The 13,315-nt window shown below is 63.2% G+C and carries 14 protein-coding genes; 4 read left to right on the top strand and 10 right to left on the bottom strand.

What is annotated here, in order from left to right; all coding sequences use genetic code 11:
* Positions 1-231, top strand: a 231-nt coding sequence (locus QM600_RS27030) for an anti-sigma factor (protein WP_283264845.1), incomplete at its 5' end; no start/stop codon positions are given.
* A gap of 72 nt (positions 232-303) precedes the next feature.
* On the opposite strand, the gene groL is transcribed toward QM600_RS27030, so the two are convergent.
* Positions 304-1,914, bottom strand: a complete 1,611-nt coding sequence (groL, locus tag QM600_RS27025; RefSeq protein WP_283264844.1) for a chaperonin GroEL — start codon at positions 1,912-1,914, stop codon at positions 304-306.
* Between the two features lie 93 nt (positions 1,915-2,007).
* Positions 2,008-2,307, bottom strand: coding sequence for a co-chaperone GroES (gene groES, locus QM600_RS27020; RefSeq protein WP_003940763.1), 300 nt, complete (start codon positions 2,305-2,307; stop codon positions 2,008-2,010).
* A gap of 231 nt (positions 2,308-2,538) precedes the next feature.
* Between groES and QM600_RS27015 the strand changes: the two genes are divergently transcribed.
* Positions 2,539-4,254, top strand: coding sequence for a TIGR03767 family metallophosphoesterase (locus tag QM600_RS27015; protein WP_283264843.1), 1,716 nt, complete (start codon positions 2,539-2,541; stop codon positions 4,252-4,254).
* Here QM600_RS27015 and QM600_RS27010 read toward each other — a convergent pair.
* Complete coding sequence (locus QM600_RS27010; RefSeq protein ID WP_283264842.1) at positions 4,244-4,825, bottom strand: potassium channel family protein; 582 nt, start codon at positions 4,823-4,825, stop codon at positions 4,244-4,246. The genes QM600_RS27015 and QM600_RS27010 overlap by 11 nt on opposite strands.
* 159 nt (positions 4,826-4,984) lie before the next feature.
* On the opposite strand from QM600_RS27010, the gene QM600_RS27005 reads away from it, so the two are divergent.
* Positions 4,985-6,535, top strand: coding sequence for an Hsp70 family protein (locus QM600_RS27005; RefSeq protein WP_283264841.1), 1,551 nt, complete (start codon positions 4,985-4,987; stop codon positions 6,533-6,535).
* A 2-nt stretch (positions 6,536-6,537) separates the two neighbouring features.
* Here QM600_RS27005 and tsaD read toward each other — a convergent pair whose 3' ends face one another.
* The 7 genes from tsaD to QM600_RS26970 are packed head-to-tail and all read right to left on the bottom strand — an operon-like array spanning position 6,538 to position 13,008.
* Positions 6,538-7,575, bottom strand: a complete 1,038-nt coding sequence (gene tsaD / locus QM600_RS27000) for a tRNA (adenosine(37)-N6)-threonylcarbamoyltransferase complex transferase subunit TsaD (RefSeq protein WP_283264840.1) — start codon at positions 7,573-7,575, stop codon at positions 6,538-6,540.
* The gene (gene rimI, locus QM600_RS26995) at positions 7,572-8,063 is read right to left on the bottom strand and encodes a ribosomal protein S18-alanine N-acetyltransferase (protein WP_283264839.1); all 492 of its coding nucleotides are present in this window, start codon (positions 8,061-8,063) and stop codon (positions 7,572-7,574) included. The genes tsaD and rimI overlap by 4 nt, the downstream gene beginning before the upstream one ends.
* A complete protein-coding gene (gene tsaB / locus QM600_RS26990; protein ID WP_283264838.1) occupies positions 8,060-8,731 on the bottom strand; it encodes a tRNA (adenosine(37)-N6)-threonylcarbamoyltransferase complex dimerization subunit type 1 TsaB in 672 nt (223 codons plus the stop codon). The genes rimI and tsaB overlap by 4 nt, the downstream gene beginning before the upstream one ends.
* Before the next feature lie 52 nt (positions 8,732-8,783).
* Positions 8,784-9,266 carry a tRNA (adenosine(37)-N6)-threonylcarbamoyltransferase complex ATPase subunit type 1 TsaE gene (gene tsaE / locus QM600_RS26985; RefSeq protein WP_283264837.1) on the bottom strand — a complete coding sequence of 161 codons (483 nt, stop codon included), beginning with the start codon at positions 9,264-9,266 and terminating at the stop codon, positions 8,784-8,786.
* Positions 9,256-10,311 (bottom strand): alpha/beta fold hydrolase, encoded by a 1,056-nt coding sequence (locus QM600_RS26980; RefSeq protein WP_283264836.1) that lies wholly within the window; start codon positions 10,309-10,311, stop codon positions 9,256-9,258. Before QM600_RS26980 ends, tsaE begins: the two co-directional genes overlap by 11 nt.
* Positions 10,308-11,513: an alanine racemase gene (gene alr, locus QM600_RS26975; protein WP_283264835.1), complete on the bottom strand. Its 1,206-nt coding sequence runs from the start codon at positions 11,511-11,513 to the stop codon at positions 10,308-10,310. The genes QM600_RS26980 and alr overlap by 4 nt, the downstream gene beginning before the upstream one ends.
* Positions 11,514-11,568: 55 nt before the next feature.
* Positions 11,569-13,008, bottom strand: coding sequence for an NAD(P)H-hydrate dehydratase (locus tag QM600_RS26970; RefSeq protein ID WP_283264846.1), 1,440 nt, complete (start codon positions 13,006-13,008; stop codon positions 11,569-11,571).
* 39 nt (positions 13,009-13,047) lie between these two features.
* Here QM600_RS26970 and QM600_RS26965 point away from each other — a divergent pair.
* A partial coding sequence (locus QM600_RS26965) for a copper-binding protein (protein WP_283264834.1) occupies positions 13,048-13,315 on the top strand: 268 nt, incomplete at its 3' end.

Here is a 13,315-nt window from a genome sequence, read left to right as displayed (position 1 = left end):
ATGAACAACGTCACTCCCCCGAGCGCGGACAAGGTCTACCAGATGTGGCTCGTCGAGAACGACACCACCATGACGCCGGCGGGCACCATGTCACCAGCCGACGTCAAACCCGCCACTCAGGTTGTCCTCGACGGCATCGGAACCAACACGAAGTTGGCGTTCACGGTAGAACCGCCCGGTGGATCGCTGCAGCCGACGAGCCAACCGTTCGCGATTATCCCGCTCATCTGAAGAACGATCGAAAAAAGGGGATCCCCCAACCGATAGCAGGTTGGGGGATCCCCTTTTCGTGAAGCCGAAGAACTAGTGGCTGTGACCGTGTCCGGTGTCAGCTACTGCGTCGACCGGCTTCTCGACGATTGCGCTCTCGGTGGTCAGGATCATCCGAGCGACGGAAGCGGCGTTGACCACTGCCGAACGGGTGACCTTGACGGGGTCGATGACGCCGTCGGCGAGCAAGTCGCCGTAGGTCAAGGTCGCAGCGTTGAAGCCGTGACCCTTGGGGAGATCGGCAACCTTGCTGACGACGACGGAACCGTCGACGCCGGCGTTGGTGGAGATCCAGAACAACGGAGCGTTCAGGGCTGCGCGGACAACGGCAACGCCGGTGGCCTCGTCGCCGGTGAAGCCGAGGTTGCCGATGAGCTCGGTGCCGGCCTGAACCAGTGCCGATCCACCGCCGGGGACGATGCCCTCGGCGACAGCTGCCTTGGCTGCGTTGACCGCATCCTCGACGCGGAACTTACGTTCCTTGAGCTCGGTCTCGGTGGCTGCGCCGACCTTGATGACCGCGACGCCGCCGGACAGCTTCGCCAGACGCTCTTCGAGCTTCTCGCGATCCCAATCCGAATCGGTGTTCTCGATCTCGCGACGCAACTGTGCGACGCGGGTAGCGATGTCCTCGTCGGTGCCGGCACCGTCGACGATGATGGTCTCGTCCTTGGTGACGACGACGCGGCGTGCGCCACCGAGCAACTCGAGCCCGGCTTCCTTGAGGGAGAGGCCCACGTCGGTGTTGATGACCGTGCCGGCGGTGACGACGGCGAGGTCGTCGAGGAACGCCTTGCGACGATCACCGAAGAACGGTGCCTTGACGGCAACGGCCTTGATGGTCTTACGGATGGAGTTCACCACGAGGGTGGAGAGAACTTCACCTTCGACGTCTTCGGCGATGATCAAGAGCGGCTTGCCGGATTCGGCAACCTTCTCGAGCAGCGGGAGGAAGTCGGGAAGTGACGAGATCTTCTCGCGGAACAGGAGGATGAGTACGTCTTCGTACACAGCCTTCTGTGTGTCCATGTCGGTGACGAAGTAGGGCGAGAGGTAGCCCTTGTCGAACTGCACACCTTCGGTGACAACGAGTTCAGTAGCGACAGTGGAGGATTCCTCGATCGTCACCACACCGTCGGTGCCGACGCGGGTAAGTGCTTCGCCAACCATGTTGCCGATTTCTTCGTCACGCGAAGAAACGGTGGCAACCTGAGCGATCGACTTCTGGCCCTCGACCGGGGTGGCCGCGGCGATGAGTGCCTCGACAACCTTGTCAGCGGCAGCATTGATGCCGACGCCGAGTGCCATCGGGTTTGCACCCGCGGCAATGTTCTTCAGTCCGCCGCGCACGATCGCCTGAGCGAGCACGGTGGCGGTGGTGGTGCCGTCGCCGGCAACATCGTTGGTCTTGGTAGCGACGCTCTTGACGAGCTGCGCACCGAGGTTCTCGAAGGGATCTTCGAGGTCGATCTCACGGGCGATGCTCACACCGTCGTTGGTGACGGTCGGTCCGCCGAAAGCCTTGGCGAGCACAACGTGGCGTCCACGCGGGCCCAAGGTGACCTTGACGGCGTCGGCGAGCTTGTCGACACCAGCTTCGAGAGCGCGCCGTGCGGTCTCGTTGAACGCAATTTGCTTTGCCATCTGTTCTGCCTGCTCCTGAATTCTAGGGACGCTGCGCGTGAACGCACTCCGCCCCGGGATCCTGTGTGGACTCCGGGGCGGATCACGTATGTCTTACTTGGAGACGACAGCCAGCACGTCGCGTGCCGACAGAATCAGGTACTCCTGGCCGGCGTACTTGATCTCGGTTCCGCCGTACTTGGAGTAGATGACCGTGTCACCCTCCTTGACGTCGACCGGGATGCGGTTGCCCTGCTCGTTGACGCGGCCTTCGCCGACTGCAACGACGGTGCCCTCCTGGGGCTTTTCCTTGGCTGTGTCAGGAATGACCAGGCCGGAAGCCGTCGTCGTTTCAGCCTCGTTGGCCTGGACGAGGATCTTGTCCTCGAGCGGCTTGATGTTGACGCTCGCCACGATGAGCCCTCCACTTTGGGGTATGTGCGTCCGAGGCAATCCTCGAACCGCTGTTTGATTTACCGTTTACGGCACGTCCTGAGTTCCGTCGTCGCGGGAGCCGGAACTCGATCAGCGCCAATTGGCACTCTATACGTGAGAGTGCCAACCCTCAAGGACTGGGCACACTTTTTCTGTTACGTCCTGGGCGAAATCGGACGCCCACACTGTTCGTTCACCTATTGTTCATGCGTGACGAACATCAATCGCCGTAGTTTCCTGACCTTTGCCGGACTCGGTGCCGTAGGCGCCGTCGGACTGGGCAAGCCTTGGGGACTGCAATACGCCGGAGCGGCGCCGCTCCCCACATCGGGCGCCGGCACCACTCTCGAAGCTGTGGCAACACCGATCGGCAGCAGCGGCTACCGCAAGCTCGAAGCCGGTCCCGCCTGGGCGAACATCGTCCGCGGCGAACTCGCAGAACCCAAATCCGGGCGCGAAGACCGTCGCACTCCCCTGGCCTCGATCGTGCAACTGACGGACGTCCATATCGTCGACGCTCAGTCGCCGATGCGGTTCGAGTACGTGCACCAGTTCACGGGTTCGGCGTTCCGCCCGCAGGAGACCCTGACCGCGCACGGTCTGATTTCCCTTGTCCGGCGCGTCAATTCCCTCGCGTGTGGTCCGCATACGGCACGTCCGTTCGACGCCGTCGTCACCACAGGCGACAACACGGACAACAAGGAACATGCCGAACTCGACTGGTTCCTCACTGCACTCAACGGCGGCACCGTGGTTGCGAACACCGGCGCCAAGGACCGTTACGAAGGCGTCCAGAACTCCGGGGCCAACCTGTACTGGAACCCTGAATCCCCGATGCTCGACATGTACAAGAAGGCCGGTTTCCCGGAGATCCCCAATTTCTTCGGTGCCGCGTTCACCCCGATCACCAGTCCCGGCCTCAACACACCCTGGTACTGCGTGTTCGGCAACCACGACGATTCGGTGTCCGGCACCGTGCCCAGCGGCATCCCACCACTCGAGTCGATGTACACCGGTTCACTGAAGTTCGAGGTGCCCGGCACTCCGGAGCAGGCGAAGCAGATCGACATCGCGACCAAGTTCGATCCGAGCGCGATTCCCGGGATCCTGTCGGCCTTCACGACGCCGCCGCGTCAGGTCACACCCGACCCGGCTCGCACGCCATTCACCCCCAAGCAGTTCATCGCGGCCCATCTCGAACCGAAACACACCGGCCCCGGACCTGTCGGACACGGATTTGCGCCCGACGCCGGTCACACCGGCATCGGCTACTACTCGTTCGAAATCGCTCCCGGCGTCGTCGGAATCAGCATGGATTCCACTAACCGTGCCGGACTCGTCGAAGGATCTCTGGGCGCCGCTCAGTTCCGTTGGATCGAAGACACCCTTCGCGGCGGCAGCAGCACTTTCTACGACCCTGCCGGTTCGCGCGTCACCCAGGCCCGGGACGATACGTACTTCGTTCTGTTCAGCCACCACACGAGCGACACGATGGACAATCTCATCCCCGACCCCGAGAACATCCTGGAACCGCGATTCGGTGGTTCACAACTTCTCGACCTGCTGCACCGCTTCCCCAACGTGCTCGCCTGGGTCAACGGCCACACCCACGAAAACAAGATCACCCCACAGCCCGGCACCACGCCCGAGCAGGGATTCTGGGAGATCAACACGGCCTCTCACATCGACTTCCCGCAACTCGGCCGGATCATCGAGATCGCGGACAACCGCGACGGCACGGTCTCGCTCCTTGCGACCCTGTTCGAAGCCGAGAGCCCGTACTCCGTCGATCACAGCAACAAGTCACCCGAGGGCCTGGCATCGCTGTACCGCGAACTGTCCTTCAACGACATTCACCGCGATCCCGCACTGACCGGCGGGGGCGTCGATCAGAACGTCGAATTGCTGGTGCCCGTCATTCGCTAGGTTCGTCCGTCACTCCTGCTGTGTCCTGTGATCCTCGGACCCGGTGTTCCTTGGACCAGGACACAGCAGCGACGACAAACCGGACTCCGAACCCGATCAGCACCAGATTGCACACGATCTGCAGAGACACCAATGCCCGGGCCAGATCGGTTTGTGCTGCGATGTCTCCGAAGCCCACCGTCGAGAAGACTGTCAGTGAGAAATACAGCGCCGCCATTCTCGACAGCGGCTCGGTGAAACTAGCCGGGTCGGCGCGCTCCACCGCGAAGTAGGTCATCGCGACGACCAAAAGGTAAGTCGGTACTACGACCGACGCCATCTCGACGGCCTGCAACGCGGGTACGTCGGAATCCAGGATTCGTTTGATCTGCCAGGCGGTGACGCCCAGCACCACGATCCCGCCGAAGATCAACAAGGCAAATGCCCCGCCGGTATGCGCGTCGGGCCACGGCAACAGGAAGTACGCACTTCCCAGGGCGAACACCGTCAACGTCGGACGCAGCAGGGCACCGGCGATCAACTTACGCCGTCGACGCGTATCTATCGCGCTGGATCCGACTTTTTTTCGCATAGATCAATAATCGACAATCCTGCTGGTAAAACCACCCTTTCGGTCCGAAAATCTCACCTTCTTACAAGAAAGTACTGAGCAATCGTCACGATCGTTCTGTAACGTTCATGTAACGGCGGCCGAAATGCTGTCACAGGAACACCTGCGAGGAGGTGCAAGATGAGTTGTTCACTGGGAATCTCCACCGGGTCGTCGGGCGTCTACTCCGCACTCGTCGATACCGATCCCGCTTCTGCCGTACCGGGCAGATTGACAGCTGAAGTACGGTTCGTCTCTGCCGATCAGGTTCACACCAATGTCGGCGACCTCGTGCGCGCATCGATCAAACTGATGACTACTCAGGTCTCGGATCGAACTGCAGCGCCGCGGTCCATCGGAGTCGCCTACCGCACGGACGAACAACTCGCGAGCATCCGTTCCGCGCTCTCTCGCTCGTCAGATCTTGTTCGACTCATCCCCGAACCTGCCGCAGTGCACGCCTATCTCGCCGAAACCGGAAAGATAGAGCGGTACAGCACAACTGCCCATATCGACCTCGGTGATCACGGCCTGGCCGTCTCCATCGTGGACCACAGCGGCGAGGTTCTCGCTGCCGAACGTACCGACGTTCTCACCGGCGCCGGTATCGATCGCGCCCTCGTCGATTTTGTCACCGAAACAGCGGCTCAGCACCTCGGCCGGTACGCCGACGCCGCACTTCTCGTGTCCCGCTGCCACGTCGCCAAGGAACAGCTGTCCACCGTGCGCAGCGTCACCGTCGACCTGCCGCTGAAACCGATAATGGTCACCCGCACCCAGTTCGAGGACATCATCGCCCCGGACATCGCCCGCGCCGTCACCTTCATCAGCGGCGTCCTGGCCGACGCACCCCGAACCGTCGAGGCCGTAGTCCTCGTCGGCGGCGGCGCGCACATCCCGGTCGTCACTTCGGCAATTGCCGACGCCGTGAATCTCCCCATCGTCGAACTCGACGAGCCCGAGGCCACTGCCGCCAAAGGTGCTGCACTACTTGCTGATTCGGTAACGTCGTTGCGCTACCCCTTGTCCACACCCGACGGCACCGAACGGACGGGAACGGCAGTGCGGGCGTCCGGCGCATTGATCGGCGCCCTGGTGGTAGGTGGTCTCGTATTCGGTTACGGCGCCAAGGAATTGGTGCCGACGGACGATACTCCGATTTCACCGGCCGGCACCGGGTCCACCACGTCTCGCACGACCACTGAAATCAATCCGAGCGTCGGTTCGACAGTGATTCCGTCCAATGATCCGTTGCCTTCTGCTGCCGTACAAGCGGACCCGACTTACAGCTACCCGCTGACACAGCGCTACCCGACACACCAGTACACGTTGCCGCCGGCGCCGCTTCCCACCACTGCGTTACCCGATACGTCGACGGTCACAACCGATCCGACCACTACGGTGCCCACCACTACGGTGCCCACCACTACTGCACCGACCACTACCGTGCCCACGACCACACCGCCGACTTGGCCGACAATCCCCGGCATCACGCTGCCCGATCCACCGGCCTGGTGGCCGCAACCCGGCGCGAATGCACCCATCGCGCCGCCCGAGCTAAGCCCCGGAAACGACAAGACTCCCGAAACCACACCGGCAGAGGAAGACACCGCCACACCAATCGCACCGACCACCACTCCAGCCGCTGCGCCGCCTTCCGGCACCGACCGGGAACTGACCCCGGCCGGCTGATCTCAGCGCAGGACTTGGCTGACCGAGACCGACAAGCCCGGGTCGGTTGCCACGCTCAGTTCGGACGGGCCGGCCCCGGCACCGATCAGGTGTGCCGCCAGGGAAGCAATCATCACGCCGTTGTCAGTGCAGAGTCGCGGCTTCGGGATACGCAGCGTCAGACCAGCTTCGGCGCAACGCTCTTCGGCGAGGCTGCGAATCCGAGAGTTCGCGGTAGCGCCGCCGCCGAGAACGAGAGTGTCCACGCCTACGTCCTTGGCCGCTCGAACCGCCTTCATCGTCAGGACGTCGGCGACAGCTTCCTGGAAGGACGCCGCGATGTCCGGAATCGAAATAGCTTCGTCTGCACGTTGTTTGGACTCGACATACCGCGCAACTGACGTCTTGAGCCCGGAGAACGAGAAGTCGTGCCGGGAGTCACGGGAGCCGGTCATGCCGCGAGGGAACGCAATCGCTTTCGGATCACCCTTCTGCGCAGCGGCATCCAACGCCGGGCCACCGGGGAATCCGAGACCGAGAAGCCGCGCGACCTTGTCGAACGCTTCACCGGCAGCGTCGTCGACGGTTGTTCCGAGTTCGACGATCGGCTTACCCAGATCCTCGACGTGAAGTAGATGCGTATGCCCACCGGAGACCAGCAGTGCCACACACGACGGCAACGGTCCGTGTTCGAGCGTATCCACCGACACGTGTCCACCGAGGTGATTGACCGCGTAAAACGGGATGTTCCACGCTGCCGCATACGCTTTGGCTGCGGCTACGCCCACCAACAGCGCTCCGGCCAGGCCGGGCCCGATCGTCACAGCCAACGCGTCGGGCTTGTCGATAGCCGCGACTGCCAGAGCGCGTCGCATGGTCGGGACAATGGCCTCGAGATGTGCGCGCGACGCCACCTCCGGCACCACACCGCCGTAGCGGGCGTGCTGATCCACACTCGACGCCACTTCGTCCGCCAACAACGTGCAGGTTCCGTCACCGTTCCACCGAACGATACCGATTCCCGTTTCGTCGCACGAGCTTTCGACACCCATGACGATCATGCTTGCTGCTCCTCATTCTCGCGGACACCCGCGGCCGGGCGCCGCATCGTGTACGCATCTGCCCCACTGGGCTGGTAGTACTTCTTTCGGGTTCCGACGATCTCGAATCCCTCTCGCCGGTACAGAGCGATTGCCGGTTCGTTGTCGGTGCGCACTTCCAGGAACACTTCTGCTCTCCGCTCGTCCGCGAGCACCAAGAGCGCATCGAGAAGCGCACCGCCGATACCGCGACGCTGTGCACTCGGATCCGTTCCGATGGTGTGCACTTCGGCCTCGATGTTGGGCGGTGCACCCAACAAAGCGACTCCGGCATACCCGAGGACATGGCCACTCGGCTCACGGGCCACGAAGTAGTGATTGTGGGATCCTGCCAATTCGGAGACAAAGGCCTGAGTGCTCCACGGCCCGTCCCCCGCGAAGAGAGCACGTTCCAATTCCGCACACCGCTCGGCGTCACCCACCGTCATCGACGCGATGGTGAAACTCATAATCCGCGTTCCGCCAACGTTTTGGCGTCGGGGCGCCGTAGGTACAACGGCTCGAGCAGTTCCGGAATCGAACCAGCCAGAATCTCTGCGGCCGCGGCCGTGACCAGTCCTGCCGGCGACGGCGTCTCCGCCGGCACTACCCGCAAATCGAAAAGGTCTACGTGCGAAGCGGATCCGGCGATACGCGTCGACGGCGATGCCTCCACGTCACCTGGGGAACTCACCTCAGGCCCCTCGATGCGCACGCCCTTGTCGTAACGCGCCCAATAGATTTCGCGTCGACGCGCATCGGTCACGACCAGTAGGTTTTCTGCGGTCTCGACGGCCGCGGCAATAGCGTCCAGGCTGCACACACCGTAAACGGGGATGCCCAAGGCGTCAGCGAACGCGGCACCGGTCGCCATCCCGACCCGCAAACCCGTATACGGGCCCGGACCGACGCCCACCACAACGCCGCCCAGGTCGGCCGGTGTGATCGAAGCCTCGGCCAGGCATTCGAGGACATGAGGGGTGAGCACCTCGGCATGAGCACGGGCGTTCACGGTCACTCGAACGGCAAGGGTCTCCACCTCGACGGACCCCGAGGGTGAAGATGCGTCGGACGCCGACAGGAGTACAACTCCGGCAGTCACAGCCGGAGTAGAAGTATCAATCGCGAGAACAAGCACGATATCTCAGAGTACTCGCACGTGAGCAACTACTTTCGGGCCGGGAGGAGTGTCACGACGTCCACGACCAACTAGCCGTCCGCACATCCGACTCAGGTTCGCGGTGAAGTTGCACCCGTAGGTGACGCTCGACCAGTCGCTCCACGACGTCGGCGCCCCATTCGACCACGATCACGGCGTCGGTGAGGTCGGTGTCCAGGTCGAGGGCATCGAGCTCGTCGAGGGCATGTGGGCCACTGTCGCCAAGGCGGTAGGCGTCGACGTGAATCATCCCGACCGGCTGTGCGCCGCCGGGGCGGTCCCCCGGGCGATGCTCACGCGCAATCACGAACGTCGGCGACGTCACCCGACCTTGTACGCCCAGTCCCGCACCGATACCGCGGGTCAGAGCGGTCTTTCCGGCGCCGAGTGGACCGTCGAGAACCACAAGATCACCGGCGACGAGTCCGGAGGCGATCAGACGTCCGAATGCCTCGGTGTCTTCCGTCGTCGCCAAGGTCACTGTTCCCGATTCAGGCAGAGTCTCAGCCGACATCGGACCTCACTTCGGTACGGGTACGCGAGACGAGGTGCTCGATCGCGTCAGTGACGATGGCCGGAAACTCGAGTTGGACCAGGTGCCCCGCGCCGCGGACACGAACCAGTTCGGAGTCCGGGAGGGCGGCGGCCAATCGCTTGGAACTGGAAAACGGAATCATCATGTCCTGATCACCGCAGATCACCACGGCCGGCGTGTGCGCCAGAACGGGGAGCGAACCGCTCTCGTCGTGCAATTCCAATGTCTGCAGGAAGTTGACGATGGTCACCACCGACGTGCGGTCGAGCATTCCGTCGGACAGTTCGTGCAGACGTGGACTGACATCGGTGCCGTACGACGCTGCCCGCAGGATCGGTGTGATGAGCACCCGAGCGGCGCCTCGCGCATGCTGTACGACGCCGGGGGATGTCCGAACAGCCAACCGGAAACCATCGATGATCGGATTCTGCAGATTGCGAGTTAGTCCGGTTTCTGCGAGACCGGCTGCCGTCGTGGATACCAATCCGACGCCGACCACACGTCCGCCTTCGAACCATTCCGGGCGTTGACCGGCAAGAGCGAGGATGGTCATGCCGCCCATCGAATGCCCGACCAGCACAACCGGTCCCGTCGGCACCTTCGCTTCGACGACTGTCGCGAGGTCACGACCGAGTTGCGAGACCGTACAGTTCGCAGCCTTCGACTTACCCGAATCGCCGTGTCCACGCTGGTCGTAGAACACCATGCGGACGTCGTCGCCCCACCGCTCGGCGAGCTGTCGGCGCTGAAAGTGCCACGAGAAGGCGCTCAGGCAATATCCGTGAACAAAAACGACGGTGAGTGGCGCGTCATCCGGACCGACCTCACGTACTGCCAGGTCAACCCCGTCCTCGGTGCGTACAACGCTCGAACGATCACGGGTCATCAGATCGAAGTCTTCGTCGGCGTAGATCTCCCGACCGGGCCGCGTCGCTGTCTTGAGTGCATTGAGACCGGCCATCGAACCCAGCGCAACCGCGCTGAGTAGTCCGCCGAGAATGCTCATTCGTCCTGCAGTCTTCATAATGAACTCTCCCCACCGATGTAGGTACGCACAGTTCGCCCGCGTAAGCCGGTCACGACCTCGTAGTGGATGGTGTCCAAGGCTTCCGCCCACGCCTGTGCGTTGGGTTCACCCTGATCGCCGTTTCCGAAGAAGATCGCGGTATCGCCTTCCCGAACGCCGTCGCCGTCGGGTCCGATGTCGACCATCACCTGATCCATGCAGATCCGTCCGACAGCGCGCCGACGCTTCCCGCCGAGCTGCACCTCGAAACGCCCGCTCAACGAACGCGGAAGCCCGTCCGCATATCCGACGGGCAGGAGCGCCAGAGTGGTGTCGTGCGGTGCCGTCCAGAGGTGTCCATAGGAAACCCCCTCACCGGCGGCTACCTTCTTCACCAAGATCACCTTCGCTCGCAACGTCATAGCCGGTCTGAGACCGAAATCGCCCAGTTCAGGCACTGGCGACAATCCATATATCGCAATTCCCGGCCGAACCATGTCAAATTGCAGGTCAGGGCGGGTAACCGTAGCTGCCGAGTTGGAAAGATGCACAACCTCGGGCTCGAATCCGTGAGCCCGCACATCTGCGACGGCATCGATCAAACGCTGCTTCTGCAGGTCGATGACGTCGTGATGCGGCTCGTCCGAATGCGCCAGATGTGAGAACACGCCGCGCAACCGGATAGTGCCTTCGTCGCGGGCTACCACCAGATCGGTGAGCACCTGCGGCCAATCCGTCTGCGACACACCGTTGCGATTGAGGCCGGTATCGACCTTCAATGTCACCGTCGCAGTACGTCCGAGGCCACGGGCGGCGCGCACAACCGCAGCAAGATGCCGGGGTGACGACACACCGATCTCCACATCCGCAGCGATGGCGGCAGCAAAATCCGCGTCGACGCCATGCAACCACGCCAATATCGGCGCGGTGATTCCCGCTTCCCGGAGAACCAATGCCTCCGGGATTGTCGTGACACCGAGTTCGCGTGCACCGGCAGCGAGCGCAGTGCGAGCAACAGCGACGGCACCGTGGTTGTAGCCGTCCGCTTTGATGACCGCCATGAGCGCCGCATCGCCCGCGAACTCGCAGAGAATGCGCACGTTGTGGGCAATGGCGTCGAGGTCTACCACCGCTTCGGTCTGAGGGCTCACCGATGCTCCGGCGCTTGCCGATTCCCGTTCAGATGGGTCTTTCGGCGCTCTTCCCTCGGCAAGCTTCATGGCAGCAATCCTGCCACCCTCACAAATTCGGACGCCAATTCGGGTTTGAGATCACTCACTCTCGGGCAAAACTGCGAAGCACCCGCACCGCGTCCCGCACCCTTCCGAGCAGCGGAGATGCGGAAATCGGGGCGCCCGCGACGTCAGCCATTCCGCCGGCCGCCGCCAGATTCGCGGCGAGAGCGTGAGCCCTCGCCCCCACCGCAGCAGCCTCGAGTGGCGTGAGTCCAGAAGCCAGCAGCGCACCGATCACTCCGGACAAAACGTCACCCGATCCAGCCGTCGACGCCCACGAACCACCCGCATCACTGACCAGAACCCGTCCATCGAGATCTGCGATCACCGTCGTATGTCCCTTGAGCAGCACACTCACACCGAGATCCGACGCCAATTCCCTCGTGGCGCTCACCCGATCCGCGCCGACCTCTCTGCCGGCCAACCGCGCGAACTCACCCGCATGCGGAGTCAACAGTGTCGGCGCGGCGCGCCGGCGGACCAGATCCGGATCCTGGGCCAGCAGCGTCAACCCGTCGGCATCAACAACCACCGGAACATCCGTCGCGAGCACCAACTCGAGCAAAGCCGCCGCGCCGGCGTCGGTTCCCATCCCGGGTCCGACCACCCAGGCCTGCACCCGGCCCGCCTCCTCGAAGGTGTTGCTTGCAACCACCTCGGGAAATCGTGACAACACCTCGGATGCCCCGGGACCGGCAAATCGCACCAAACCGGATGTCGACGTCACCGCGGCCCCCGTGCACAACACCCCGGCCCCCGGATACCTGTCGCTACCCGCGATGACGCCCACAACGCCTTGCGAATACTTGTCGTCGCCTGGCCCTGGAACAGGCCAGAGTGCCCCGACTTCCGAAGGCTCCAGAGACTGGAAATCCGGCTCCCCGAGATCGAGTCCGATATCGATCAACTCCACTCGCCCACACCGCGGCGACGCCAATACATGTACCGGTTTGAGAGCGCCGAACGTCACCGTCACCGCAGCCGTCACCGCAGGCCCGCAGACGGCACCGGTATTCGCGTCGACGCCGCTGGGCAGATCGACCGCCACGATCGGGCAACGGACCTGCGCCACCACAGCGGCAGCATCCGGCCGCAGCGCACCGCGGCCCGAGATACCGACAATCCCGTCAACGACCAGATCCGGCTCACCGAGGTCCGTGGCCACCCGCCCACCGGCCCGAAGAAAAGCGTCGAGGCCCTGCTTGTGGGCTCGCGCCGGGTCCAACAGGATTGCTCGAACAACGACTCCTCGCTTACGCAGATATGCGCCCGCCCAGAGAGCATCACCCCCGTTATCGCCACTACCGACCAGGAGCGTCACCGACCGATACGTGAGTGAGCCTGTATGCACACGTAATTCGTCGGCAACGACTCGCGCCAGCCCAAAGGCGGCGCGACGCATCAACACGCCGTCGGGCAACGTCGCCAGTAGTGGAGCCTCGGCATCTCGCACCTGATCAACCGTGTAGTACCCACGCATGCCGGAACCCTTCACTCGTCAGTCGCTACCCTCGAAATCATGAAATCACGTTTACGCCCGATGATCGCAGGACTTGTCCTCGCCCTCGGTCTCGTCGGGTGCAGTTCCACCACGGATTCCACTCCGCCCACCCCCGAAACCACGGTGAGCGGTCCGGTAGTCACCGTCACCGGAATGGCCTACTCCCCCGCTTCGATCACCGTGAACGTCGGCGACACCGTCACCTGGGTGTTCGACGACAACGGAATGGCTCACGACGTCCGCGGCCTCGGATCAGCCCGAAGCCTGCTCCGCAGCCCACTCAAGA

This window comes from Rhodococcus sp. IEGM 1379 (assembly GCF_030056815.1).
Classification (GTDB): Bacteria; Actinomycetota; Actinomycetes; order Mycobacteriales; family Mycobacteriaceae; genus Rhodococcus_F.
The sequence above is the reverse complement of the archived record's forward strand: the minus strand, read 5'-3'. Positions and strand labels throughout refer to the sequence as shown.

Excerpts from the sequence above, each read along its gene's own strand:
- rimI (WP_283264839.1), bottom strand. The coding sequence starts at position 8,063 with ATGAGTTTCACCATCGCGTCGATGACGGTGGGTGACGCCGAGCGGTGT.
- QM600_RS26980 (WP_283264836.1), bottom strand. The coding sequence starts at position 10,311 with ATGAAGACTGCAGGACGAATGAGCATTCTCGGCGGACTACTCAGCGCG.
- tsaD (WP_283264840.1), bottom strand. The coding sequence starts at position 7,575 with ATGATCGTCATGGGTGTCGAAAGCTCGTGCGACGAAACGGGAATCGGT.
- alr (WP_283264835.1), bottom strand. The coding sequence starts at position 11,513 with ATGAAGCTTGCCGAGGGAAGAGCGCCGAAAGACCCATCTGAACGGGAA.
- QM600_RS27010 (WP_283264842.1), bottom strand. The coding sequence starts at position 4,825 with ATGCGAAAAAAAGTCGGATCCAGCGCGATAGATACGCGTCGACGGCGT.
- QM600_RS27005 (WP_283264841.1), top strand. The coding sequence starts at position 4,985 with ATGAGTTGTTCACTGGGAATCTCCACCGGGTCGTCGGGCGTCTACTCC.
- tsaE (WP_283264837.1), bottom strand. The coding sequence starts at position 9,266 with ATGTCGGCTGAGACTCTGCCTGAATCGGGAACAGTGACCTTGGCGACG.
- groL (WP_283264844.1), bottom strand. The coding sequence starts at position 1,914 with ATGGCAAAGCAAATTGCGTTCAACGAGACCGCACGGCGCGCTCTCGAA.
- QM600_RS26970 (WP_283264846.1), bottom strand. The coding sequence starts at position 13,008 with ATGCGTGGGTACTACACGGTTGATCAGGTGCGAGATGCCGAGGCTCCA.